This window comes from Fictibacillus sp. 23RED33, assembly GCF_015903925.1.
In the GTDB taxonomy this organism is placed as follows: domain Bacteria; phylum Bacillota; class Bacilli; order Bacillales; family Fictibacillaceae; genus Fictibacillus; species Fictibacillus phosphorivorans.
Genome location: NZ_JACZDX010000007.1, coordinates 120234 through 144412, shown reverse-complemented (window position 1 = coordinate 144412; position 24179 = coordinate 120234). Strand labels below are relative to the sequence as shown.

The window sequence follows — 24179 nt, the reverse complement described above, 5'->3', positions numbered from 1 at the left end:
AATCGACTACTCTCAAATAAAGCTACCTTAAACACTCAAATTTTCATACATGAAAAGAAAATATTGGTAAATAATAGTACTATCTAAAAAGGTAATGCAATCACAACTTTTGTGACTCTTACTGAAAGGAGTTTACCATGGAAAAACTGATGATTGAAGGGGGCTATCCTCTAGAAGGAACGGTCCATATAAGCGGAGCAAAAAACAGTGCGGTGGCTTTGATCCCCGCAACAATATTAGCAGAATCTACCGTTACCATTGAAGGTTTGCCTAACATATCAGACGTTCGTATTCTACGTGATCTGTTAGAGGAAATCGGAGGGGAAGCTTACCTGGATGAGAATCAGACTCTAACGGTTAACCCTGAAAAAATGATTGCGATGCCGCTGCCGAGCGGAAAAGTGAAAAAGCTTCGTGCTTCGTACTATTTGATGGGAGCGATGCTTGGCCGTTTCAAAAAAGCGGTCATTGGATTGCCAGGAGGCTGTAACCTAGGACCTCGTCCGATCGATCAGCACATCAAAGGCTTTGAAGCGTTAGGTGCAAAAGTAACGAACGAGCAAGGAGCGATCTATCTTCGCGCGGACGAGCTCGTTGGTGCAAAAATCTACTTAGACGTTGTTAGTGTTGGTGCGACCATCAATATCATGCTCGCAGCAGTAAGAGCAAAAGGCCAAACGATCATCGAAAACGCGGCTAAAGAACCTGAGATCATTGATGTGGCTACCCTTTTAACAAGCATGGGTGCCAAGATCAAAGGAGCAGGAACGGATGTTATTCGTATCGATGGTGTCGATGAGATGCATGGCTGCCGTCACTCGATCATACCTGACCGTATTGAAGCGGGAACATACATGATCCTAGCAGCATCTATGGGTCAGCAAGTATTGCTAGATAATGTGATTCCTCTACACTTAGAATCTCTCATTGCTAAATTGAGAGAGATGGGTGTATACATTGAAACAAAAGATGATCAAGTGCTCGTTTATCGTGGAAAAGATCCACTCAAGAGCGTTGACATCAAAACGCTCGTCTATCCAGGGTTTCCAACGGACCTTCAGCAACCGTTCACTTCACTTTTAACAAGCTCAGAAGGAACGAGCATTGTAACAGATACCATCTACAGTGCGCGTTTTAAACATATCGACGAACTTCGCCGTATGGGAGCGAATGTGAAAGTAGAAGGACGTTCTGCTATAATAAATGGGCCAGCCAAACTTGAAGGGGCAAAAGTGAAAGCTTCTGACCTTCGAGCAGGAGCAGCTCTTGTTGTAGCGGGTCTTATGGCTGAAGGTGTAACAGAGATCTCTGGTCTTGAGCATATCGATCGCGGCTATGAATCTTTAGTAGACAAGTTAAAAGGACTTGGAGCTAAGGTATGGCGTGAGAGCTTAGGTGCTGAAGAGTTGGAAGAGCTTAAGAATTCATAAGTTAAAACGAGAAATCACCATCACCTGGTGATTTTTCTTCAGGATAATTATGTAAGCGGTTAAAGTATGGGGAGGGAAACACACATGGAAAGAAGTTTATCGATGGAGCTTGTTCGTGTAACAGAGGCGGCAGCTCTTGCATCAGCACGTTGGATGGGAAGAGGAAAGAAAGACGAAGCGGACGATGCAGCAACAACTGCGATGCGTAACGTTTTTGATACGGTTCCGATGAAAGGGACAGTTGTGATTGGTGAAGGCGAGATGGATGAAGCTCCTATGCTTTATATCGGAGAAAAACTTGGGACAGGCTATGGTCCTCGTGTGGATGTTGCAGTAGATCCGTTAGAAGGAACGAACATCGTTGCATCTGGAACGTGGAACGCTTTAGCTGTTTTAGCGATTGCTGATCACGGAAACCTGCTTCATGCACCAGACATGTACATGGACAAGATTGCAGTTGGACGCGAAAGTGTTGGCAAGATTGACATTAACGCACCTGTTATCGATAACTTACGAGCAGTAGCAGAAGCGAAAAACAAGAATATCGAGGACTTGGTAGCAGTAATCCTAGACCGACCACGTCATGAGCAGATTATTCAAGATATTCGTGAAGCTGGTGCGCGTATCAAGCTGATTTCAGATGGCGATGTAGCAGCGGCGATCAATACGGCGTTTGACGATACCGGTGTTGATATTTTATTCGGTTCAGGAGGAGCTCCTGAAGGTGTAATCGCAGCTGTTGCATTAAAATGCCTTGGCGGAGAACTACAAGGTAAGCTGCTTCCTCAAAACGACGAAGAATTAGAACGCTGCAAACGCATGGGCATTGACGACGTTAATCGTGTATTGTACATGGACGACCTTGTAAAAGGGGACGACGCGATCTTTGCTGCAACAGGTGTTACAGACGGCGAGCTTTTAAAAGGAGTACGTTTTGACGGATCGACAGGTACAACGCAATCTGTTGTTATGCGTGCAAAGTCAGGAACCGTACGATTTATTGATGGAAGACACAGTTTGAAGAAGAAACCAGATCTTGTGATCAAACCATAAATAACGAGTGAGGCCGGACAACTTCGTCCGGTCTTTCCGTTACATTTATATGAATTAATCTTAGATTCAGTTGCAAAAGCTCGAGATGTATTGTAAATTCTCGTTAGAAGTGATTTACTTCTGAGTTTCTGTTGCTTGATTAAAGACCGAATATGTGGTTAAAATAAGAAGTATGATTCATTTTGTTCGATACATTTTCTTCATACCCACTAATACCCTTAACTTTCAAAGGAACTCCTTCCATTAAAAAAACCAAAACCAAACCAACAAAACAAACAAAAAAATCCCATCATAATTTTTAATAGATGTTTAGTTAGTTATTAATAGAAAAGCGTGGTGTCACTATGGGGATAGATTTAGCAACATTAGAGACAAAGAAATTAAAAGAGCTTTATGAGCTTGCCAAACAATATAATATTCAATATTACGGTAAATTAACAAAGCGTGAATTGATGTTTTCAATTTTGAAAGCACAAGCAGAACTTGATGGTTATTCATTCATGGAAGGTGTTTTGGAGATCATCCCGAACGAAGGATTCGGCTTCTTGCGTCCGATCAACTACTCACCGAGTTCTCAAGATATATACATCTCGGCTTCCCAGATCCGTCGATTCGATTTGAGAAACGGAGATAAAGTATCAGGGAAAGTTCGTCCTCCAAAGGAAAACGAACGCTATTATGGACTTTTACAAGTTAACGCGGTTAATGGTGAGGACCCTGAAACGGCAAAAGAGCGTGTGCATTTCCCTGCACTGACGGCTTTATATCCAGAAAAGAAAATGGTTATGGAGACAACAGGGAACAACATTTCAACGCGGATCATCGACATGATGGCGCCTGTTGGTTTTGGTCAGCGTGGTCTGATCGTCGCTCCTCCAAAAGCGGGTAAGACAAGCTTGCTAAAGGAAATCGCACATAGTGTGACGACGAACAACCCGCAAGTGGAGCTGATCGTCTTGCTTATCGATGAGCGTCCTGAGGAAGTAACAGATATCGAGCGTTCTGTTAAAGGAGACGTTGTAAGCTCAACGTTTGATGAAGTGCCAGAAAACCATATTAAAGTGGCAGAGCTTGTATTAGAGCGTGCCATGAGACTTGTTGAGCACAAAAAGGATGTTGTTATCCTGCTCGATAGCATCACTCGTCTGGCACGTGCATACAACCTTGTTATTCCGCCAAGCGGCCGTACACTATCTGGTGGTATCGACCCTGCTGCGTTCCACCGTCCGAAGCGTTTCTTCGGTGCTGCTCGTAACATCGAAGAAGGTGGGAGCTTAACGATCCTAGCAACGGCTCTAGTTGATACGGGATCTCGTATGGATGATGTGATCTACGAGGAGTTCAAAGGAACAGGAAACATGGAGCTTCACTTAGACCGTAAGCTGGCTGAGCGCCGTATTTTCCCTGCGATCGACATTCGCCGTTCTGGAACGAGAAAAGAAGAGATGCTTATCGCAAAGGATCATCTTGAGGCACTTTGGTCGATCCGTAAAACGATGGATGACTCGTTCGATTTCGTAGACAAGTTCATGAAACGCATGCGTAAAACGGAAAATAACGAAGAGTTTTTCGAGCTTTTTGAGAGTGAAAAAAAGGGAGCGCCAAAGCGAGCTAAACCCGTAACAAACTAACGAAAAAGTATGGTTGCAAATGGGTTTTGTCCCTGTTATACTATTTTTATGTGTTTATAACTCTGTCTCCGCATAGGAAACAGGGCAGAAGGAGTGGAATTAGAATGAAACAAGGAATTCATCCGAATTATAAAAAGGTTATCTTTGTTGACGCTCAAAGCGGATTTAGCTTCCTTTCAGGATCAACTTTGTCTTCAAGCGAGACAATGAAGTGGGAAGACGGTAACGAATATCCAGTAATTAAAGTGGATGTTAGTTCTGACACTCACCCGTTCTACACTGGCCGTCAGAAGTTCTCTGATGTTGGTGGACGTGTTGACCGCTTTAAGAAGAAATACAACCTTAAGTAATTTGTTGCAAGTAAAAGGGCAGGAGTCTTTCTTGCCCTTTTTTCTTTTGTATTTTATAGAAAACAAGAACTCGGTAACTGTTTTGATGGACCGGGTTTTTTATACGCCTTAAAAGGAGTAAAGCACTCCTGTAACGAACGTTTATGTATGGTAAAACATCATACATTTCGTACATACTAAGGAAAAGATTGTTGCGAAAGGGGGAGCAGGCCATGTATGTGATGAATCAAAATGGCTGGATCGAATTGATCTGCGGCAGCATGTTCTCTGGAAAATCAGAAGAACTTATTCGCCGCGTAAGAAGAGCGACGTATGCAAAGCAAAAAGTACAGGTGTTTAAGCCGCTTATCGATAACCGCTACAGCGAGGAATCGGTTGTGTCTCATAACGGAACCGCTGTTATGGCTGAACCAGTTGGACGTTCTGTTGAGATCTTAAAAAACGTATTGCCTGAAACCGAAGTCGTAGCGATCGACGAAGTGCAATTCTTTGATGAAGATATCATTCCGGTTGCTCAAGAATTAGCGGATCAAGGAATGCGCGTTATCGTTGCTGGACTAGATCAGGACTTTAAAGGCGAGCCGTTTGGACCCGTTCCAAAGATGATGGCTCTTGCTGAACATGTGACAAAGCTTCAAGCAATCTGCATGGTTTGCGGATCACCTGCGAGCCGTACACAGCGTTTGATCGATAACAGACCTGCTTCTTACGATGATCCAGTGATCTTAGTGGGAGCATCGGAGTCTTATGAGCCGCGCTGCCGCCATTGTCATGAAGTACCAGGAAAAAAAAGAAACCTCCTATCAAGCGCAGAGGGCTTAGAAGGTCGGTTGAAATAATATAGTGTGATCTGATTAGATATAGTCCGGGAGCTTTGTGCTCTCGGGCTTTTTTTGACGTTGGTGGTGCTTGCGGAAGGCAGCATTCAGTTGGAGTGGAGTCGAAACATGTCGTGGTGTGTCGACTCGTGGATAAATGGCCAAAACTTGTGGATTGAACGAAGAAATTTATGGATTGAAGGCCAAAACTTGTGGATTCAAGCTCCAAACTTGTAGATTCATCGCTACCTTTGACAATCATCCAGCCTAAAAACGTCTACCAACTTAACATAATCACCTCCTAAACAGGAAATCCTAACGATATGGGAGGTGTTTATAGTGAAAAAGGCAATCTATGCGCCGCTTTTAGCACTATTGGTAACAACAGCATGTTCACCTATGCAGTCTTATAAAGAAGAAGGGGCTAAAATTGAGCCTGCCGCTCATGAAGATAAACGGGATATTCGGGATAACCTGTTTGGTCATGGGATTATCAATTACCACCTAACCAAAAACGAACCACGAAACAACTACAGCTATGACACCAATATGAATCCAAATGATTATCGGACGATGAATACCACACGATTTGATCTTTCCGATGATCAAGATATGATTCGTCAGGCTGTTATTGATTCATCTGGGATCAATCCGCAGATGGTCACAGTAAACGGAAATTATGCACACATTCATGTGAATGTGCCGCATGATATGTCCAAGAAAGAACGGGCAGCTACGCATCGTAAAATTATGAACGCTGTAGAACGAGCAGTTCCACGATACAATTTCTCATTAAAAATCGATCATTAATGTGGGAAATAAAACGGGAAATGGGGTCAGACCCCATTTCCCAATTTATTTCCCAAGTCTTCGAGATGCTTGCTGGATAGGATCCCATGACCCATTATAAGGAGGAGCGTATGCTAAATCCAAATCTGCCAATTCCTCTACATCCATCTCATGATAAAGTGCTGTTGCGAGGACGTCGATCCGTTTATCTACGCCTTCTTCACCGACAATTTGTGCACCTAGTAATTTCTCTGTTTCTTTGTGATACGTTAATTTTATTTCTAACTTCTTTGGATTAGGATAATAACCGGCATGACTTTTCGAAGTAATCTTGATCTCTGCAAAAGGAATGTTCAGTTTTTCTGCTTCTTTATTCGATAATCCAGTTTTTCCTAGTGTTAGGTCCATGAATTGGATGATGGACGTTCCGACGATTCCTTTAAACGGTTTCTTTACACCCACCATGTTTAATCCGGCAATCCGCCCTTGCTTATTTGCTGTTGTTCCAAGTGGAATATGATCATTTAGTTTTTTTACACGGTGATAGTGAGTCGCACAATCACCAGCGGCATACACACCGTCCACACTCGTTTCCATCGACTCATTTACGACGACAACTCCCTGTTCATTGAGTGCCACGTCCGTTTCTTTTAAAAAGCCTGTGTTGGGTGACACACCGACTGACACGATTACAAGGTCTGTTGGATAATCTTTTTTAGCTGTTTTTACGAATTGAACGTGATCGTCGCCTTTAAAACCGAGCACTTCTTCTTCTAAACAAAGTTCGATCCCATGTTTCTCTGCTTCTTCATGGATGAATGGAGCAAAATCAGGATCAAAGATATTTCCAAGCTGATTGCTGCGCTGGATGATACGTACCTTTTTACCGAGTCTTAGTACGTTTTCGGCCATCTCAAGACCGATGTATCCTCCACCGATGATGGTTACGTGTTGAACATTTTTTAACCCAGCCATGAGATTCTCGGCATCAGGAATCGTCTTAAGCGGATAGATTCCTTGTAGATGCAATCCTGTCCATTGCTTCGGTATGATCGGACTAACCCCTGTCGCAACTAAGAGCTTATCATAAGGCACCTCAAACGATTGCCCTGTCTTCGTATGTATACCACTCACTTTTTTAGAGTTGGTATCTATAGCTTTTACTTCGTGAAACGTACGAGCATCCATGCCGTATTTTTCCCGGAACGTCTCAATACTGCGAGCGATAAGTTCATCAGTAGAAGGGATGAGCCCGCCTACTACATAAGGAAGTCCACATTGTCCATAAGAATAGATACCGCCTTTTTCAAGAACGGTTATGTTAGCATCTTTTTCATTTCGAACAATCTGCATAGCGGCACTCATACCAGCCGCATCTCCACCAATAATGCAATATTTCATCTGATCAGCTCCTTACGTCTCTCTAACCATATAGTATTCCCATTGTTGCGAAAAAAGTAACGTTTATAAGTATGATGCCACAACTCTCTTCACTTTGACCAACAAGAAGTACAGAGTTAAAACGAACTATGATAGTAGAAAGAGGTGGTGGACTGTGCTAGAGATCAAATCGAACGGAACGGACTGGAACGCACCGGTTCAGCCGATTCATACACTGATAAAAAAGCTTGAACAAAAACCATTGGATCCTGTCTATGAAGGCATGGGCAATTTTATTATTAAATATAAGAATGAAAATCAAACGGACAACCCGCGTTATGTTGGTTGTACGCATTTTCTTGGTCATTTTGCGACCATCCCTTATGTGTTCAATGTGATCACGAACGAAAAAGTGGTGATAGAGGAGCTGACGAAAGCGATTCGAATGAACCAAGAACGTATCGATTATGAGCAGTTGCGTCGCAATATCTTTTCCTATTAATTTCCTTTTGTCCTGTGCTATGCTTTTTGTGAGGTGAGGGGAATGATGGGCAATATAGCTTCGTTAAACATTAAGCTGCCAGAAGAAGTTAAGACACAAACTAAAACTTTTTTTACAGCCTACAATAAAAAGCCGCAGCAGCAACCTGTTTTTTTACATAAAACTCATTTTGAAGGTGACGGAGTAGGGGATACGAAGCACCATGGTGGAGCAGATAAAGCAGTATGTGTGTACCCGTTTGAGCATTATGAAAAATGGACCACTGAGCTGAATTTAGAAGCACCGTTGTCTGTCCCAGCATTTGGAGAAAACCTTACTGTTAAAGGTCTTTTAGAGGATGATGTTTGTATTGGTGACGTGTTTTCTGTGGGTAAAGCGATCGTGCAGATCACACAGCCTCGTCAGCCATGTCAGACGTTAGCTTCTATTCTTTGTCGGCCAGATATGATCAAAAAGGTTGTTGATACGGGGCGAACCGGTTATTACCTTCGAGTTTTAAAAGAAGGATTGGTTGCAGCAGGTGATGAGATGTTGCTGATTGAAAAACACCCTGCACACATTTCTGTAACAGAATCGAACAGGATCAAGTATGGGTTTTTAAAAGATGCTGAAAAAATTCAAAGACTGATCGAAGTGAAAGAATTGGCTGAATCGATGAGAGAGTCGCTGCAAAAACGAAAAATGTAAATATCGTCTCAAGTTTCATAAAGGCTCTCTTTTTAAGGAAAGGGCGGCCTTTTTTATTGATTTCGTTCCTTTTTGCTTTTGACTGTAACACCTGTAATAGTCTATAATTATAATGTTATGCATATAAAACAGAGGTGAAAAACCATGTTAGAACGTTTAGAGACGATCGAAGCAAGATATGACAAGTTAAATGAATTACTCAGTGACCCTGAGGTTATAAATGATACGAATAAGCTGCGCGATTATTCAAAAGAGCAATCTTCCCTTCAAGATACAGTAGCGGTTTACCGTGAGTATAAAGAAGCGAAAGAGCAATTAGATGAAGCAAAATTAATGCTCGAAGATAAGCTTGATGCTGAAATGACAGCGATGGTAAAAGAAGAGATCTCAGGGCTAAACCAACAGATCGAAGAATTTACTGCTCAGTTAAAAATTCTATTGCTTCCAAAAGATCCGAACGACGACAAGAACGTTATCGTCGAGGTTCGTGGTGCGGCAGGTGGAGACGAAGCGGCACTTTTCGCTGGCGACCTTTACCGTATGTACACGCGTTATGCAGAGATGCAAGGATGGAAGTCTGAAGTAATCGAAGCTTCTTACACAGAGCTTGGTGGATACAAAGAGATCATCTTTATGATCAATGGTGCTGGTGCTTATTCGAAGCTTAAATATGAAAACGGCGCACACCGTGTTCAGCGTGTCCCTTCAACAGAATCAGGCGGACGTATTCATACGTCAACAGCGACGGTTGCTGTACTGCCTGAGGCTGAAGAGGTTGAAGTTGAGATTCACGAAAAAGACGTTCGCGTTGATACGTTTACATCTTCAGGTCCTGGAGGGCAGTCTGTAAACACGACACAATCAGCGGTTCGTTTAACACACGTTCCTACAGGTACAGTTGTATCGTGTCAGGATGAAAAATCACAGATCAAGAACAAAGAAAAAGCGATGAAGGTTCTTCGTGCGCGTGTATATGATAAAATTCAGCGCGAAATTCAAAAAGAGTACGATGAGACACGTAAGAGTGCGGTTGGTTCTGGAGACCGTTCAGAGCGTATTCGTACGTACAACTTCCCGCAAAACCGTGTGACCGATCACCGTATCGGTCTAACGATTCAAAAGCTTGATCAGATCCTTCTTGGTAAGATGGATGAGTTCGTTGAAGCACTTATTACAGAAGATCAAACAAGCAAGATGAAAGCTCAGGCGGACGCGTAAAATGAGTACAAAAGTTCATGAAGCCCTCGCGTGGGCTTCTTCTTTTTTAGCTGAAAACGGACGTGAAAGTTTTGCTGCAGAAATTTTGATGAGACATGTGTTAGGGGATGTGAACCGAACAGAGATGCTTATGCGCCTTCATGATGTGATGAGTGAGGAGAATGAAGCGCAGCTTAAATCTGTGGTCGCTCGCCACGTTGAAGGAGAGCCTGTTCAATATATTATCGGTAAAGAAGAATTTTACGGTCGGACGTTCTCTGTGAACGAAGAAGTATTAATTCCAAGACCAGAAACAGAAGAGTTGGTCGAACACATCCTAACGCTGATCTCTGAACATTTTCGTGAGGATGAGACTGTTGCAGTTGCAGATATCGGAACAGGAAGCGGAGCCATTTCGATTTCATTAGCATTGGAAAATAATCGACTAAACGTATACACGGTTGATATTGCAGAGGAATCGATTGAGGTAGCGAAAGGAAACGCAGATCGACTTGGTGCAGAGGTTACATTCCTGCACGGAGACCTTTTACAGCCATTTATCGCTAAAGGGAAAAAACTTGATGTAGTCGTATCGAATCCGCCGTACATTCCTGATCATGAGATCGCCGTCCTTGAAACGATCGTAAAAGACCGTGAACCGATGAGAGCACTAAGCGGCGGGGAAGACGGCTATGTGTTCTATCGACGATTTATGGAAGAATTACCGCTCGTTCTGAAAGAAAAAGCGATTGTAGGCTTTGAAGTAGGAGCAGGGCAGGGCGAGACGGTAGCTGGCATGCTTCGTGTCACGTTCCCTGGTGCGGATGTGTATGTAAAGGAAGACATCAGCGGCAAGGATCGCATGGTGTTCGCCATCCTCGGGAAATAACGTGGGAAATGGGGTCTGACCCCGGGTCAGACCCCAAACAATTTACACACAATTCAAAGGCTGACTGAGTCCAAGCATGTTTCGCTTACACCCAGTCGGCCTTTTCTAACTTCATTCTTTCTTTCTATTATTATTTCTCCTCTTCACCTAGCTCTTACTCTTTCACCATCAACTTAAGTGGTGCTGCAATTTTCTTTTCTACTTTCTTTCCTGCTAGTACGTCGGATGCGGCTTTCACTGCAAGTTCACCGATCAGGTCAGGCTGCTGTGCAACGGTTGCTGCAAGCTTTCCTTCTTTTACAGCATTGATCGCATCTTCATTTCCGTCAAAGCCGACTACAAGCACATCTCGACCAGAGCTGTTGATCGCTTGAAGTGCGCCTAGCGCCATCTCATCGTTATGAGCGAATACGGCTTTAATATCTGGATTTCCTTGTAGAACGTTCTCCATAACATTTAATCCTTTTGTTCGATCAAAGTCAGCCGTTTGTTTGGCAACAATATCTAACTTTTGATCCGCTACATTGTGAAACCCTTTTCCGCGCTCACGTGTTGCAGAAGCGCCTGGTACACCTTCTAGTTCAGCTACTTTTGCACCTTCACCAAGCTGCTTCACGATAAAGTCACCCGCCATCTGGCCGCCTTTTACATTATCTGAGGCAACAAGAGTGGAGACATCTCCTTTATCTGTTGAACGGTCTAGTGTGACAACCGGAACATCAAGGTTGTTTGCAGATTGAACAGCAGTGGAGATTGCTGCAGAATCGGTTGGATTGATCAACAGAGCGTCAATGCCTTGCTGCAAAAGATCTTCTACATCGTTTACTTGTTTCGCAGAATCATTCTGTGCATCGACAACAATCACTTCTGCACCTTGCTTTCTCGCTTCATCGATCACGCCGTTTTTCATCGATACGAAGAACGGATTGTTAAGCGTTGAAACGGATAGACCGATTTTAATCTTTTCTCCGTCACCTTTTTTAGCCGGTTTTGCCCATGAAGGGGGCTCTAATGAACAGGCACCTAATAAGAAAATAGATAAAGACATGATGAGTAATAATGCTTTTTTCATTTAGAAACCCTCCTAAGCTGCTTTTTTACGGTCGATTAATACCGCGATTAGAATAACAATCCCTTTTACGACCATTTGGAAGAATGATGATACACCTAACAAGTTCAAACCGTTGTTCAACGTTCCGATAATCAATGCACCGATCAATGTTCCGACGATCAGTCCGCGTCCACCTGATAAGCTTGTTCCACCGAGAACAACAGCTGCGATCGCGTCGAGTTCATACGATGTACCGGCAGTCGGTTGAGCAGAGTTAAGACGTGAAGTAAGAATCGCTCCAGCTAGTGCTGCTAATAGCCCTGCTAGGGAATAGATCATAACTTTTACTTTTGTTACTTTGATTCCTGAGATGATCGCAGCTTTTTCGTTTCCGCCGATCGCATACGTTTTTCGTCCGAACGGTGTTTTATGAAGGATCACCCAAAACGCTGCAAATGCAAGCATCATCGTGATCGCTGGTACCGGAATACCTAAGAAATAACCTCGTCCAAACAGTTGGAACATATAGCTTTCGCCTAGACCCGTAATCGGATTTCCGTCTGTATACACTAACGTTAATCCACGGAAAATGGTCATCGTTGCGAGTGTAGCGATAAAAGGAGCCATTTTTCCTTTTGTGATCAAAAGGCCGTTGATCGCACCCATTACAGCACCTAGCAAACATCCGATCAAGATTGCTAGCATCGGATCGACGCCGGATACGATCATACCTGCCATCAATGCACTCGACAACGCGAGAATGGCACCAACAGATAAGTCGATTCCGCCTGTTAGAATAACGAATGTCATACCAAAGGCGATCAATGCGTTAATTGCGACTTGGCGCAGCAAGTTTAATAAGTTAAGGGGTTCTAGAAAACTAGGATTAAGGATTGAGACGATCGTTACGAGAATCAACAGTCCTAATAGAGGTCCAAGTTTCTGCATCAAATTTTCTACATGATTTACTTTAGCCGGTGACGTTTTCATTTTATTGTCCTCCCGTTGCATATGTCATAATTCTTTCTTGCGTGGCTTCAGTCTTCGTGAGCTCACCACTGATCTGTCCTTCGTGAACGACAAGAATGCGATCACTCATGCCAAGAACTTCTGGAAGTTCTGACGAGACCATAATAATCGCTACACCTCGATCGGTGAGTTCGTTCATCAACTGATAGATCTCACGCTTGGCACCAACATCAACACCTCTTGTTGGCTCGTCCAATATCAATACTTTAGGTCCGATTCCAACCCATTTTGCTATTACAACTTTTTGCTGGTTACCTCCGGAAAGGTTCTTGGCGTTTGTTTCGCTCGATTCGGTCTTGATCTGTAAACGTTTGATGAGCATGTCAACAAAGTCAGACTCTGTTTTATAATCGATCACGCCATTTTTAGAAAAACTTCGTAAGTTCGGCAGTGCCATGTTTTCACGTATCGAAAAATCGAGCACCAAGCCTTCGTTCTTTCTATCTTCTGTGATAAAACCGATTCCGCGTTTTACGGCTTCGTAAGGGTTTTTAATAGAAACCTTCTGACCGCCAACCCAGATCTCGCCCGAATCAAGCTGATCGAGACCGAATAATGCGCGCATGATCTCCGTACGACCTGCACCCATAAGTCCTGAAACGCCAACGATCTCACCGGCTCTTACAGAGAAATTAATATTTTCAAAGATTCCATTTCTTGTCGCGTTCTTTACTTCTAAAACGGTCTCACCAACTTGTGGATTTCGCTCTGGAAAGCGATCTGTAAGCTCGCGACCGACCATCTTTCGTACCACTTCATCAAAGCTAGTCTCTGAGATCGCTTTCGTATCAACCGTTCTACCATCTCTCATCACCGTAATACGGTCACAGATCGCGAAGATCTCTTCCATGCGGTGTGAGATGTAAACGATCGATACACCTTCTTTTCGTAGAGCGTTGATCACGTCAAACAATTTCTCGATCTCACGCTCTGTAAGGGCAGCGGTCGGCTCGTCCATAATGATGATTTTGGCGTTTGTCATAAGCGCCTTCGCGATCTCGATCATCTGCTGTTCACCAACTGAACAGAGTCCAGCGTCTTTTTCAAGTGGAATGGTAACGGCTAACTTTTCAAATTGCTTTTTTGCCAACGCTTTCATTTCTTTTGTTTTTAATAGACCGAACGGTGACCGCAGCTCTTTTCCGATAAAAAGGTTATCAAGCACGGTCATGTCAGGCCATACGTTCAATTCTTGGTGGATGAACGCGACCCCGTGCTTCTCGGCTTCTTTCGGGTTATCAAAATATCGTTCTTGTCCATCGATTCGAATGGTTCCTGAATCTCGTTTATGAAGACCGGTTAAAATGTTCATCAACGTTGATTTTCCAGCGCCGTTTTCACCCATTAAGGCGTGCACTTCGCCTGATTGAAGGTCGAAGTCAACACCTGATAAGACTTGATTGGCACCAAATGCTTTATATATGTCGTTCATTTGAATGTGCAACACGATCACCTCTTTTTAGAAGATTACACCTGCTTGCAGGATACAGTTCGCATACGGAGTGACTTCACCAGTTCGAATGACTACTTTCGCCTGCTTTGTTAATTGTTTAAACGCTTCATGAGAAACGAACTTTTGTTCAGATTCAGAAAACGTCTCGTTCATAAACGTTAAAGTCTTTTCGTTTTTCTCTTTAATCTCACTCGCAAGTATCACTTGTTCCACGACCATATCCTCTGATACAGCAGAAACAACATCCGAGAAGCTCGGTACCCCAAGCGTAAGTGCGAGATCGATCCGCGGAACATCGCTAGGAATCGGAAGGCCAGCATCAGCGATCACGATAAGATCGGTGTGTCCGAGGTCACTTAATACTTTAGAGATATGACTGTTTAAGATGCCGTGTCGTTTCATAGAGATGCCTCCACTTCCGATCGATTCGGCATGCCGCCTTGAGCACCGAACTTTGTAACGGATAGGGAAGCGGCTCGGTTGGCGAACTGCAAACTTTCAGAGATGCTTTTTCCTTCTGCTAATGCAACGGCTAATGCCGCATTGAATGTATCTCCAGCACCTGTCGTATCTATCGCCTCTACTGTGTAAGAAGGAACGGTGATCTCTTTTTTACCATCAAAATAACGAGCGCCTTCTTTTCCCTCTGTAATAAATACTTTGTTCGGATATTGTTTCAGTGCAGCCTCTGTTGACAGTCCATCGAAAAGAACAGCAGCTTCATGTTCGTTCGGTGTAATATAGCTTGCGGAGTCGATCACTTCTTTAGAGAGTTGGCGAGCAGGTGCTGGATTCAATAACAACGGAACATCAAGTTCCTTGCAAAGCTCACTTACATATTCAACCGTTTCTTCCGGAATCTCTTGTTGAATGAGCACCATATCCGCTTGTTTGATGAGTGCTTCTGATTTTTTTACATAATGGGGAGTCACATGATCGTTCGCACCTTTGACAACGACGATGCTGTTATCACCTTCAGCTAAAATGATATGAGCCGTACCGCTCTCTGTATCTGTAACCGGTTCCACATTCGTTACATCAACACCGTTTTGTTTAAAATTTTCTAGAATCGCTGTTCCATAATGATCGTCACCAACACATCCGATCATGTAAACCTCTGCACCAAGACGAGCAGCCGCGACTGCTTGGTTCGCTCCTTTTCCTCCGGGTACGGTTTTAAACGAACGTCCCAAAACAGTTTCTCCCGCTCCTGGACGTTGATCAGATGTCACGACGAGGTCCATCGAAGAACTTCCGATGACTACAATTTTAACCATTTGTATCAACCTTTCTTGTTGTGTTTCGATCTATAAATGTAACAGGCAGTTGAACTTGCTGTTGATGAATCTTTTCTTGATTGATAATCTTCACAAGCAGCTGTGCCGCTTCTTTTCCCATCTCATAAGCCGGTTGGCGGATGGTAGAAAGGGAAGGGAACAACAAACTACTTTGCGGAATATCGTCAAACCCAATAATCTGCAGTTGTTCTGGAATTGATTTTCCGAGACGAAGAGCTTCATGTAAGACGGCTGTGGCCACAATATCATTGCTCGCTAACACACCATCTGTATCAGGATACGTTGCAAAAAGTTCTTTCGCCCATTTCTCTGCATCTTCAAATGCAAAAGAAGTCGTCGACATCACATGAAAATCAATGTTCGATTGACTTAACACTTCTAACGCGCCTTGAAAACGGTCTTGGGCTGGCTGGATATGCGCGGGACCTTTTAAAATCGTGATCCGCTTGCTGCCTCTTTTTACGATCTCTTCTGCAGCTATTCTTCCGCCTTCTTTTCCATCCGCATAGACCGATGGATAATCACTTGAAGTTCGGTCTAGAAAGACTACGGGAATGGACAGGTTTTTATAGTTGTTCTTTGCTTTATTGTTGGTGGCTGAGATGATGCCGACTACATTGTTCTGAGTAAACGTGTTCAAATAATCGAGCTCTTTTTCCGCATTCTCATCACTGTTTCCAAAAAGAATACGATAACCGCCTTTTTGCATCTCATCTTCCACACCTCTTGCCAGCTGTGGAAAGAAGGGGTTCGTGATGTCCGGCAGCAATAAGCCGACCAGTTTGGATTTCTTTTTATAGAGGGAACGGGCGACTTCGTTTGGGCTATACTTCAGCTCAGCAACAGCAGCCATCACTTTTTTACGCGTATCTTCATGAACGTATCCATTCGCATTCAAAACGCGAGATACCGTCGCAACCGATACACCTGATTTCTTTGCCACATCACGAATAGTAACCAAATTTCCGCCTCCTCTAAAACAAATATGTAACCGTTTACACATTTAAGTTAACAGAAAAAGAACCAGCATGCAAGTTGGTAAATATTTCTCTTGTTTGGTTGTGTTTAAAAAGACTTTCTTCAGATCTTACTCTCCCGCATCTTTGAAAAGTTGATTGAAGTGAAAGGTGCGAGACTCCTGGGGGATCAGCGGGACAGGTGAGACACCTAACAGTGCAGAGCGCTAGGTGGCTCACCGCACGCCCCCCGGAAAGCGAGCATCCTGTAACGGAAATCAACCACTTTCATCACGACAAAGCACTAGCAGAAGTGTTTTTGTCGAATCATACAGAACGAAATTTACTAGATTACTAGTATGAAAAAATCCCACCGTGTCCAAACTGTGGTTAGATACGACGGGGGAGGAAAAAACAATGAAAAAGCGCAATCATTTCTTTATTCTAGTCCTTATCTCTTTAGCGGTGATGTTCTTATTCTTTGAAACACAAACCAAGGTGGCGAACGCAACAATGAACGCCTCTGTTAAAATACCGGAAGAGTCGATCAGACTTCGCATTCTAGCAAACAGCAATACGGATGCTGACCAAAAGCTGAAGCGCGAGATCCGTGACGAAGTGAACGCCCAGATTACAACTTGGGTGGATGAGTTATCTACGATTTCTGAAGCACGTGAGATCATTCGTAAACAACTGCCAACGATTGAAAAGATCGTTCAAAGTAAGCTGGATGAAGCAGGGCTTGAGAAGACGTTTTCTGTAGAATTAAACAAAGTAGCTTTCCCTACTAAAATGTATGGCGATTTCATCTATCCGGCAGGACAATATGAAGCAGTACTGATCACACTTGGTGAAGGTGAAGGGAAGAACTGGTGGTGTGTACTTTTCCCGCCATTATGCTTCCTAGATTTTGAAAATGGCGATGCTGTAAAAGAGAACAAAGGTGGCAAAGGTGAGGTAGTGGATACGGCTGCTGATGCAGGTGCGGATGAAGCGGTTCAAGCAGATGAAGCTGAGGAAATCGAGACGAAATTCTTTGTGGTAGAACTATTTGATAGCCTCTTCAGCTTTGTAGGTTCCTTATTCTCGTAAAATGTGCATATTTTCCTCCCTATTTTCATAGATTATAGAAAATGAAGAAGGTGACCGAGTGGTGGTTAGCCTTCTTTTTTAAAATGATTTTTGCGATGAAGGTGAAAAACAGCTGAATGAAGGCTGAAATTATATAGGAATAGGGGAGTTAGTGATGACGATTATTTTAAGGCAGGCTATGCAACACGAAGCAAAAGATCTGTTACAGCTAGTCGGAAAAGCTGGACTTCAGTCTGAAGGGATCAAAGACAGCATCGAAAATTATTTAGTGGTTGTAAACGATCAGGGTGAGACGATCGGTACGGTAGGTTTGGAGAGAATCGGAAACGACGGCTTGCTCCGTTCTTTCGTACTGAAGCAGAAATATTCCTCAGAGACGCTTCTGCTTAAACTCATTGATAAAATTTTGGTATACTCAAAAGATAAAGGAGTCGAAACCCTTTATTTACTTACGAAAGCTGTGCACATGTTTGAGCAACTTTCTTTTAAAACGATTCCTAAAGATAAAGTGCCTCCACACATTGAGAGTGCGGATCATATAAAAAATAACGCAACATCAGGAGCAGAACTTTTAGCATATGCACTGGATTAACAAGTGTTTGTCAACAAGTTGTCCACAATTTCCGACAAATTGTGTATAACTCTGTGGATATAAAAGTTTTGTAATCGACCTTTTCATATCATGTCGGCCTGAGTAATAGAAAGGATTTATCATATGAAATCATTCCAAACGGAACGCTGGCCTGTGGATAAAACAGAAAAATCTTTAGTAAATCATCCACATATTATTCAAGCTTCCCTGTGGATAAATAAGAACGAAGTAGTCGCTATCCCAACAGAAACGGTCTACGGATTGGCTGGAAATGCGAGAAGCGACGACGCCATCAAACGCATTTTTGAAGCGAAGGGAAGACCGAGTGATAACCCTCTGATCGTTCATATCTCTGATAACTCGCAACTGGAAGGTCTCGTTTCTTCTGTTTCACATACCGCTCAGAAATTGATGGACGCTTTTTGGCCGGGACCTTTAACGATTGTATTACCAAAAGGAGAAAGCGTTAGTGAACGAGTAACCGCTGGGTTATCCACAGTTGCTGTAAGGATGCCGGACCACGAGATTGCGCTCGCTGTCATCGCAGCTTCAGATGTTCCACTTGCAGCACCAAGCGCGAACCTTTCTGGAAAACCAAGCCCCACTTCAGCTCAGCATGTATATGAAGATCTGAAGGGTAGGATTCCGGGAATTGTAGATGGCGGTTCAACAGGTGTGGGCGTAGAATCTACGGTCGTGGAATGTACAGATGACCTTGTCACGATTTTAAGACCTGGCGGAATAACGTTAGAAAAGCTTGAAAAAGTAGTGGGTGCAGGTCGTGTCGCTGTTGATCCGGGAATAGAGAACGAAAAGCATGCGCCTAAATCGCCAGGTATGAAATATACACACTATGCACCTGACGCACCGTTCGTTCTTGTGGATGGAAGCCAGGAGTTTTTGCAGAAACTTGTGGATAAAGAACGCGAAGCAGGAAAACGGATTGGAATTCTGACGACAGAAGAAAGAGCTGGTGTTTATAAAGCGGATAGTGTAATTCCAGCTGGCAATCGTTCCAATCCTGAAACGGTGGCTCAACATCTATACGAAGCGTTACGAGCATTTAACGAAGCGGGTGTAGATCAGATTTTCGGAGAGGTTTTTCCGAAAACAGGCGTTGGAGTCGCGATTATGAACAGACTTGAAAAATCGGCCGGTGGAAATATCATTAAAGAGTAGAATTATGGCTCTGATTCAATGTTTATTGATTGAATCAGAGCTTTTTTTGTTCAAAAAACTAATAAGTACCAAAAGTAAGGCAGCGACACTAACTTCAACGTATTCTGAATGCCTCTTTTAAAGATAATTACGAGGTAATTCATAATAATTACGAGGTAATCCCAAATATATCCGTAAATAAAAGCAATATATCCGTAGATAAAAATTTTTATCCGATTTTCGACAAATAGAGGCTACACCAAGCGTCCAAATACAAAAAAACAAGCCAGCGTCGACTTAAGACGCTGGCTTGTTTTTATCGATCGGAAGCAGGATCGAGAAGGTCGTTCCTTCATCAATCTTGCTGTTGATCAAGATTTTACCGTGGTGGTTCTCTACGATCTTGTAACAAATCATGAGGCCGAGGCCGGTACCTTTTTCCTTTGTGGTATAAAACGGTTCACCCAACGTTGGCAAGCGTTCTTCTGAAATTCCACAGCCATGGTCGATGAAAGAAGCGACTACATATCCGCCTTCTCTTTTTAAATGAATATGTACAGAGCCGCCGGTTGGCATCGCTTCGATCGCGTTTTTTAGCATGTTCACAAATACTTGCTTGATCTGATTGTCAACACACCATATTTCGGGCAGATCTGGTTCACTCTCGAAATAGATCTGGACATTCGTTAAAATCGCCTGTGTATCAAGAATCGATATAACGTGTCGCAACAATTGGCGAAGGTCTGTTTGTGTAAAGTTCATCGCTTGCGGTTTGGCGAGTAACATAAACTCTCCGACGATGCTGTTGATTCGATCGATCTCTGAAAGCATGATCTCGTAATAGTCCTCGTTCTCTGATGCTCTAGACTGCAGAAGCTGTAAAAAACCGCGAATCGAGGTGAGCGGGTTGCGGATCTCATGCGCAACACCTGCGGCAAGCTGGCCGAGTACAGAGAGCTTGTCAGACTTTCTTAGCATTTCTTCTGTCTTTTTTCGTTCGGTTAGGTCGCGTGCAACAACAACGAACGAGTCAGGCTGATCAGAATCGTTTGCGATAGGGGTCGCGTTTGCTTCAAGGGTTACCCAGTGTCCGTGTGCGTGCTTGCATCGAACTTCAAACTTCACAGGCTTTTGAGTTTGAACCATCTCGTTCATCGCCATTCTTACTTTTGCCCGGTCATCTGAATGAAAGAATCCTTGAATCTTTTTTCCATCATAAAGTGAGGGATCAAAACCCAGTAAGAGACGATTTGAAGGAGATACATATTTGACGTTTCCTTCTAGGTCAACGACACCTACTAGATCAGTCGTGTTCTCTGCAATGATCCGATACTTTTCTTCGCTTTCTTTCAACGCTTTTTCTTTTAATTTTTTATCCGTAATATCTCTTGAGATCGCAGAAAGTGCGACGACTTCACCGTTTTCGCCATAAATGGGGCTTAAGGAAAGGCTTACATTTAATCGTTTGCCACACTTCGTCAATCGTATAGTCTCTACACCTTTTACATATCCTCCATGCTTGACGATCGTCATCAGTCTTTCGGATTCAGCTTCTTTATCTTCAGGTACTACGGGAAGGATGTGTGAAGTCAGGTTGTTGAGCTCGTCTTGAGACCATCCGTATATAAATTCAAACGCCGGGTTCACTTTTACAGAGTAGTCGGTTAAGTGGACGACCGAAATCGCATCACTAGAATGATAGATAACAGATTCCAGCAGATCCTTTGTTTCTCGAAGTTCTTTTTCTGATTCTCGCTTTGCGGTTACGTCTTTAGCGATCCCGAAAACACCGAGAACTTTATTGAGCACGATGATCGGAGTAAGGGTGAACATGATCTGACGCGTTCCACCGTTCTTTTGCTGAATTCGCGTTTCATACATTTTGGATTGGCCGTTTAGCGCATCCTTAAACTGATCGATCGCAGCGGCTCTTCGGTCAGGCATCATGAACGGATTAAAAGTCATGTTCAAAAGCTCCGTCTCACTATAACCGCTCAATGTCGTACACGCTTTATTGACCGTCGTAAACTTGCCTTCGAGGTCCAGTGAAAAAAGAGCATCGATGTTATGATCCATCAAGGATCGAAAACGCTGTTCACTTTCGGCGAGCTGAGTCTCAACAGATACTCTCTCTGTCAGATCGACACAGAATCCATAAACCTCAGAAACGGTACCATCGCTTTTATAAATAGGTCCGATCGCTGCTAGAAAAGGAATGCCGTTCAGCTCAGATTCGTACGTAAGGCTCTCTCCGTTTAGTGCTCTTTCGTACATTTCTTTTTTAAAGTCTGCCATCTCTTTAGGAAAGATGTCTTCTATTCTCTTTTGCAGTACGTTTTCTCGTTTGAGGCCAAACAAGTCAAACAGTTCACCTTCGCTCTCGGTCATAATGAGATCTTCATTATGCTTCATACATCGAAAAGTCATGCTTTTTTGGCGTGAAAGGCCAGTCGGGAATGGTGACGATCGCCACATGTCTTTTTCATTTTTCGTAATGGCCGATGCGTTATGGACCATGCTTGTTCCTCTCCTTTACGTACAGATTCACTTCCTTTTATATACGATATAAATCACATTATCCCTTCCTCTAAAGCGGTAAAGAGTTCATTTTTTCATCCGCTCAACAGCTTGTTTGTTTTTTAGTCTTTTTAAAAGTAGACATGCATAGTCTGAAAGTATGATGGTTAAGGGAGTGGGAACTATTTGGCAACCATGGGAGAATGGATGACACTTTTGTTTATGTCTGTTGCGCTAGGTATGGACGCTTTTTCGATCGGCCTAGGGATGGGGATGTTATCACTTCGATTCAAACAAATTATGAAAATAGGAATAACGATAGGGCTTTTTCATATGCTCATGCCGCTCGCTGGAATGTCGATCGGTAAACAGATCTCTGTGCATTTTGGAGGTATCGCAGCCATTATCGGTGGGATTTTGCTCGTTATCCTAGGTGTTACAATGATTCGGTCGTCCTTTTCGAATGATGATGAACCGTTCGTGCGTCCGGTTGGGTTTGGTCTATTCGTCTTTGCGTTGAGTGCTTCGTTAGATAGTTTTTCAGTTGGATTATCTTTAGGGATCTATGGAGCAAAAACATGGCTCACCATTGTGATGTTCGGAATGATGAGCATGATCTTAACCTGGGCAGGGTTGATGATGGGAAAAAAAGTGCAGAAGTGGCTCGGGTCGTATGGAGAAGCGTTCGGCGGCTGCATCTTGCTAGCTTTTGGGGTGAAGATCTTGTTTCCGTTTTAAAATATTCTGCTATATGTGTAGTTGGAAGCGGTTGATCTCCACTCCAGGATGCTCGCTTTCCGGGGGGCGGGCGGTGAGCCCCTTGCCGCTTTGCGCCCTTAAGGGTCTCATCTGTCCCACTTGTCCCCCAGGAGTCTCGCACCTTGCGTTCCTATCAACTTGTCAAAGAAGTCAAAAAGTAATATACCACCACTTGTCCGTATTGAAAGTAAAAAGTGAATCTTTTAAGCTCATTCACCTATGATCTTGTTACTGATAGTGAAACTGAAAAATAAAAAACGAAGCAACATCCTATATTTTTTATTCACTAATCCGATGATATACTTACTAATAAGAGCGTTAACCTATAGAAAAATAGGGAAAGATAGAATATGAGGTGAATTCACCATGAATGTTTTATTTATTTGTACAGGCAATACGTGTCGCAGTCCGATGGCTGAGGCCATTTTACGCAAAAAAGGAAAAGGTAAGTTCAACGTTAAATCAGCTGGTGTATTTGCTGGAAACGGTGCCGTGATGAGTTCGAACGCGACACAAGCTCTTTCAGAAAGAAGTATTAAAGAAAGTCATCAGTCACAAGGCGTGTCCAATTATTTGATCGAGTGGGCAGATCTTATCTTAACGATGACCGAGAGCCACAAGCATGCGCTCGTCGGACGTTGGCCAGATGCGGTGAATAAGACGTACACATTAAAAGAGTATGTTCTTGACGACGATGAGCAGAAGAAGATTGAAGAGATCTATGAGCTCTATACAGAGATCGAGATGCTGAAGCTTCAATACATGTCAAAGGATTCTGCAGATGAAGAAGTGAGACAGGCGTTTGAAAGGGAAGTTCGGCCGCTCGTTGAAAGAAGGATGAAGCTAGAAAGTGAAGTACCTTCTATAGACATTACAGATCCTTTCGGTGGACCGCTTCATCTTTACCAAGAAACAAGAGATGAGATTGAAGCGCTTATTGAAAAACTAATGAAAAAAGACGATAGCAAGAAGTAGTAAGACAAAATGAGGTAAGGCTGTCCTAAATTGCCTAGGAGTGACATTGAATAGGGAATGGGGACAGCATATAATGAAAAAAAGTATGAGAGAGCAGGTGCACACAACATGAAAGTAGCAATTGGATCAGATCACGCCGGAGTTGAATTAAGAAAAGAAATAATCAGCATGATTGAAGAACTGGGTATGCAAGTGGAGGATGTTGGCTGTGAATGCGACACATCTGTAGACTACCCAGACTATGCGATTCCTGTAGCAGAAAAAGTAGCCAACGGTGAAGCTGATCGCGGAATTCTAATCTGCGGTACGGGCATTGGAATGAGCATCGCAGCGAACAAAGTCAAAGGAATCCGCTGTGCGCTTGTTCATGATCTATTCAGCGCAAAAGCTACAAGACAGCATAATGACAGCAATGTACTTGCAATGGGTGAACGTGTCATCGGGCCAGGTCTCGCACTCGAAATCGCAAAAGTATGGCTGACGACAGAATATGAAGGCGGACGTCACGGTCGCCGTGTAGATAAAATCTCTCAATATGAAGGCCAATAGCAATAAAGCTATAAACCTATAAAA

At 43.2% G+C, this 24179-nt stretch carries 24 protein-coding genes; 16 read left to right on the top strand and 8 right to left on the bottom strand.

Features of this window, described 5'->3' with window-relative positions; translation table 11 throughout:
- Positions 1-137 precede the first annotated feature (137 nt).
- From IHV09_RS18900 to IHV09_RS18875, 6 genes are all read left to right on the top strand, one after another.
- Positions 138-1430 (top strand): UDP-N-acetylglucosamine 1-carboxyvinyltransferase, encoded by a 1293-nt coding sequence (locus IHV09_RS18900; protein WP_197128278.1) that lies wholly within the window; start codon positions 138-140, stop codon positions 1428-1430.
- Positions 1431-1514: 84 nt separating this feature from the next.
- Positions 1515-2483, top strand: a complete 969-nt coding sequence (gene glpX / locus IHV09_RS18895; protein WP_066244703.1) for a class II fructose-bisphosphatase — start codon at positions 1515-1517, stop codon at positions 2481-2483.
- A gap of 344 nt (positions 2484-2827) precedes the next feature.
- Positions 2828-4114, top strand: coding sequence for a transcription termination factor Rho (gene rho, locus IHV09_RS18890; RefSeq protein ID WP_197128279.1), 1287 nt, complete (start codon positions 2828-2830; stop codon positions 4112-4114).
- Positions 4115-4218: 104 nt separating this feature from the next.
- Entirely contained in the window at positions 4219-4464 is a 246-nt protein-coding gene (locus IHV09_RS18885) for a type B 50S ribosomal protein L31 (protein ID WP_066399025.1), read from the top strand.
- A 212-nt stretch (positions 4465-4676) separates the two neighbouring features.
- Positions 4677-5303 carry a thymidine kinase gene (locus IHV09_RS18880; RefSeq protein WP_197128280.1) on the top strand — a complete coding sequence of 209 codons (627 nt, stop codon included), beginning with the start codon at positions 4677-4679 and terminating at the stop codon, positions 5301-5303.
- 318 nt (positions 5304-5621) lie between these two features.
- Positions 5622-6092, top strand: a complete 471-nt coding sequence (locus tag IHV09_RS18875) for a hypothetical protein (protein ID WP_197128281.1) — start codon at positions 5622-5624, stop codon at positions 6090-6092.
- 45 nt (positions 6093-6137) lie between these two features.
- Here IHV09_RS18875 and IHV09_RS18870 read toward each other — a convergent pair whose 3' ends face one another.
- Positions 6138-7472, bottom strand: coding sequence for an FAD-dependent oxidoreductase (locus IHV09_RS18870; RefSeq protein ID WP_197265195.1), 1335 nt, complete (start codon positions 7470-7472; stop codon positions 6138-6140).
- Positions 7473-7626: 154 nt separating this feature from the next.
- Here IHV09_RS18870 and IHV09_RS18865 point away from each other — a divergent pair, with 154 nt between their 5' ends.
- From IHV09_RS18865 to prmC, 4 genes are all read left to right on the top strand, one after another.
- Positions 7627-7953, top strand: coding sequence for a hypothetical protein (locus IHV09_RS18865; RefSeq protein WP_144696872.1), 327 nt, complete (start codon positions 7627-7629; stop codon positions 7951-7953).
- Positions 7954-7995: 42 nt separating this feature from the next.
- On the top strand, positions 7996-8640 hold the full coding sequence (locus IHV09_RS18860) for an MOSC domain-containing protein (RefSeq protein WP_197265194.1): 645 nt from the start codon (positions 7996-7998) through the stop codon (positions 8638-8640).
- Positions 8641-8784: 144 nt separating this feature from the next.
- Positions 8785-9858, top strand: coding sequence for a peptide chain release factor 1 (gene prfA / locus IHV09_RS18855; RefSeq protein WP_066399006.1), 1074 nt, complete (start codon positions 8785-8787; stop codon positions 9856-9858).
- A 1-nt stretch (position 9859) separates the two neighbouring features.
- Complete coding sequence (gene prmC, locus IHV09_RS18850) at positions 9860-10726, top strand: peptide chain release factor N(5)-glutamine methyltransferase (protein ID WP_197190182.1); 867 nt, start codon at positions 9860-9862, stop codon at positions 10724-10726.
- Between the two features lie 154 nt (positions 10727-10880).
- Here prmC and rbsB read toward each other — a convergent pair whose 3' ends face one another.
- The 6 genes from rbsB to IHV09_RS18820 are packed head-to-tail and all read right to left on the bottom strand — an operon-like array spanning position 10881 to position 16518.
- Positions 10881-11798 carry a ribose ABC transporter substrate-binding protein RbsB gene (gene rbsB / locus IHV09_RS18845; protein WP_197190181.1) on the bottom strand — a complete coding sequence of 306 codons (918 nt, stop codon included), beginning with the start codon at positions 11796-11798 and terminating at the stop codon, positions 10881-10883.
- Between the two features lie 12 nt (positions 11799-11810).
- Complete coding sequence (gene rbsC / locus IHV09_RS18840; RefSeq protein WP_144696880.1) at positions 11811-12767, bottom strand: ribose ABC transporter permease RbsC; 957 nt, start codon at positions 12765-12767, stop codon at positions 11811-11813.
- A 1-nt stretch (position 12768) separates the two neighbouring features.
- The gene (locus IHV09_RS18835; RefSeq protein WP_197190376.1) at positions 12769-14250 is read right to left on the bottom strand and encodes a sugar ABC transporter ATP-binding protein; all 1482 of its coding nucleotides are present in this window, start codon (positions 14248-14250) and stop codon (positions 12769-12771) included.
- 15 nt (positions 14251-14265) lie between these two features.
- Positions 14266-14661 (bottom strand): D-ribose pyranase, encoded by a 396-nt coding sequence (rbsD, locus tag IHV09_RS18830; protein ID WP_197128287.1) that lies wholly within the window; start codon positions 14659-14661, stop codon positions 14266-14268.
- Positions 14658-15536, bottom strand: coding sequence for a ribokinase (gene rbsK, locus IHV09_RS18825; RefSeq protein ID WP_197190180.1), 879 nt, complete (start codon positions 15534-15536; stop codon positions 14658-14660). Before rbsK ends, rbsD begins: the two co-directional genes overlap by 4 nt.
- Positions 15529-16518: a LacI family DNA-binding transcriptional regulator gene (locus IHV09_RS18820; protein WP_197190179.1), complete on the bottom strand. Its 990-nt coding sequence runs from the start codon at positions 16516-16518 to the stop codon at positions 15529-15531. The genes rbsK and IHV09_RS18820 overlap by 8 nt, the downstream gene beginning before the upstream one ends.
- Before the next feature lie 412 nt (positions 16519-16930).
- Between IHV09_RS18820 and spoIIR the strand changes: the two genes are divergently transcribed.
- From spoIIR to IHV09_RS18805, 3 genes are all read left to right on the top strand, one after another.
- Positions 16931-17605, top strand: coding sequence for a stage II sporulation protein R (spoIIR, locus tag IHV09_RS18815; RefSeq protein ID WP_197128290.1), 675 nt, complete (start codon positions 16931-16933; stop codon positions 17603-17605).
- Between the two features lie 154 nt (positions 17606-17759).
- Positions 17760-18197: a GNAT family N-acetyltransferase gene (locus IHV09_RS18810; protein ID WP_066398985.1), complete on the top strand. Its 438-nt coding sequence runs from the start codon at positions 17760-17762 to the stop codon at positions 18195-18197.
- 123 nt (positions 18198-18320) lie between these two features.
- Entirely contained in the window at positions 18321-19376 is a 1056-nt protein-coding gene (locus tag IHV09_RS18805; protein WP_197265193.1) for an L-threonylcarbamoyladenylate synthase, read from the top strand.
- A 276-nt stretch (positions 19377-19652) separates the two neighbouring features.
- Here the strand turns inward: IHV09_RS18805 and IHV09_RS18800 are convergent, their stop codons facing one another.
- Positions 19653-21872, bottom strand: coding sequence for a PAS domain S-box protein (locus tag IHV09_RS18800; protein ID WP_197265192.1), 2220 nt, complete (start codon positions 21870-21872; stop codon positions 19653-19655).
- Between the two features lie 195 nt (positions 21873-22067).
- Between IHV09_RS18800 and IHV09_RS18795 the strand changes: the two genes are divergently transcribed.
- From IHV09_RS18795 to rpiB, 3 genes are all read left to right on the top strand, one after another.
- Positions 22068-22610 carry a manganese efflux pump MntP family protein gene (locus IHV09_RS18795; RefSeq protein ID WP_231618411.1) on the top strand — a complete coding sequence of 181 codons (543 nt, stop codon included), beginning with the start codon at positions 22068-22070 and terminating at the stop codon, positions 22608-22610.
- A 387-nt stretch (positions 22611-22997) separates the two neighbouring features.
- Positions 22998-23606: a low molecular weight protein arginine phosphatase gene (locus tag IHV09_RS18790; RefSeq protein WP_197265191.1), complete on the top strand. Its 609-nt coding sequence runs from the start codon at positions 22998-23000 to the stop codon at positions 23604-23606.
- Between the two features lie 108 nt (positions 23607-23714).
- The gene (gene rpiB, locus IHV09_RS18785) at positions 23715-24155 is read left to right on the top strand and encodes a ribose 5-phosphate isomerase B (protein ID WP_066398975.1); all 441 of its coding nucleotides are present in this window, start codon (positions 23715-23717) and stop codon (positions 24153-24155) included.
- Positions 24156-24179 lie beyond the last annotated feature (24 nt).

Bases quoted from the DNA above. Each gene is read 5' to 3' on its own strand.
- IHV09_RS18900 (WP_197128278.1), top strand. From the start codon at position 138: ATGGAAAAACTGATGATTGAAGGGGGCTATCCTCTAGAAGGAACGGTC.
- glpX (WP_066244703.1), top strand. From the start codon at position 1,515: ATGGAAAGAAGTTTATCGATGGAGCTTGTTCGTGTAACAGAGGCGGCA.
- rho (WP_197128279.1), top strand. From the start codon at position 2,828: ATGGGGATAGATTTAGCAACATTAGAGACAAAGAAATTAAAAGAGCTT.
- IHV09_RS18885 (WP_066399025.1), top strand. From the start codon at position 4,219: ATGAAACAAGGAATTCATCCGAATTATAAAAAGGTTATCTTTGTTGAC.
- IHV09_RS18880 (WP_197128280.1), top strand. From the start codon at position 4,677: ATGTATGTGATGAATCAAAATGGCTGGATCGAATTGATCTGCGGCAGC.
- IHV09_RS18870 (WP_197265195.1), bottom strand. From the start codon at position 7,472: ATGAAATATTGCATTATTGGTGGAGATGCGGCTGGTATGAGTGCCGCT.
- IHV09_RS18860 (WP_197265194.1), top strand. From the start codon at position 7,996: ATGATGGGCAATATAGCTTCGTTAAACATTAAGCTGCCAGAAGAAGTT.
- prfA (WP_066399006.1), top strand. From the start codon at position 8,785: ATGTTAGAACGTTTAGAGACGATCGAAGCAAGATATGACAAGTTAAAT.
- prmC (WP_197190182.1), top strand. From the start codon at position 9,860: ATGAGTACAAAAGTTCATGAAGCCCTCGCGTGGGCTTCTTCTTTTTTA.
- rbsB (WP_197190181.1), bottom strand. From the start codon at position 11,798: ATGAAAAAAGCATTATTACTCATCATGTCTTTATCTATTTTCTTATTA.
- rbsC (WP_144696880.1), bottom strand. From the start codon at position 12,767: ATGAAAACGTCACCGGCTAAAGTAAATCATGTAGAAAATTTGATGCAG.
- rbsD (WP_197128287.1), bottom strand. From the start codon at position 14,661: ATGAAACGACACGGCATCTTAAACAGTCATATCTCTAAAGTATTAAGT.
- rbsK (WP_197190180.1), bottom strand. From the start codon at position 15,536: ATGGTTAAAATTGTAGTCATCGGAAGTTCTTCGATGGACCTCGTCGTG.
- spoIIR (WP_197128290.1), top strand. From the start codon at position 16,931: ATGAAAAAGCGCAATCATTTCTTTATTCTAGTCCTTATCTCTTTAGCG.
- IHV09_RS18810 (WP_066398985.1), top strand. From the start codon at position 17,760: ATGACGATTATTTTAAGGCAGGCTATGCAACACGAAGCAAAAGATCTG.
- IHV09_RS18805 (WP_197265193.1), top strand. From the start codon at position 18,321: ATGAAATCATTCCAAACGGAACGCTGGCCTGTGGATAAAACAGAAAAA.
- IHV09_RS18800 (WP_197265192.1), bottom strand. From the start codon at position 21,872: ATGGTCCATAACGCATCGGCCATTACGAAAAATGAAAAAGACATGTGG.
- IHV09_RS18795 (WP_231618411.1), top strand. From the start codon at position 22,068: ATGGGAGAATGGATGACACTTTTGTTTATGTCTGTTGCGCTAGGTATG.
- IHV09_RS18790 (WP_197265191.1), top strand. From the start codon at position 22,998: ATGAATGTTTTATTTATTTGTACAGGCAATACGTGTCGCAGTCCGATG.
- rpiB (WP_066398975.1), top strand. From the start codon at position 23,715: ATGAAAGTAGCAATTGGATCAGATCACGCCGGAGTTGAATTAAGAAAA.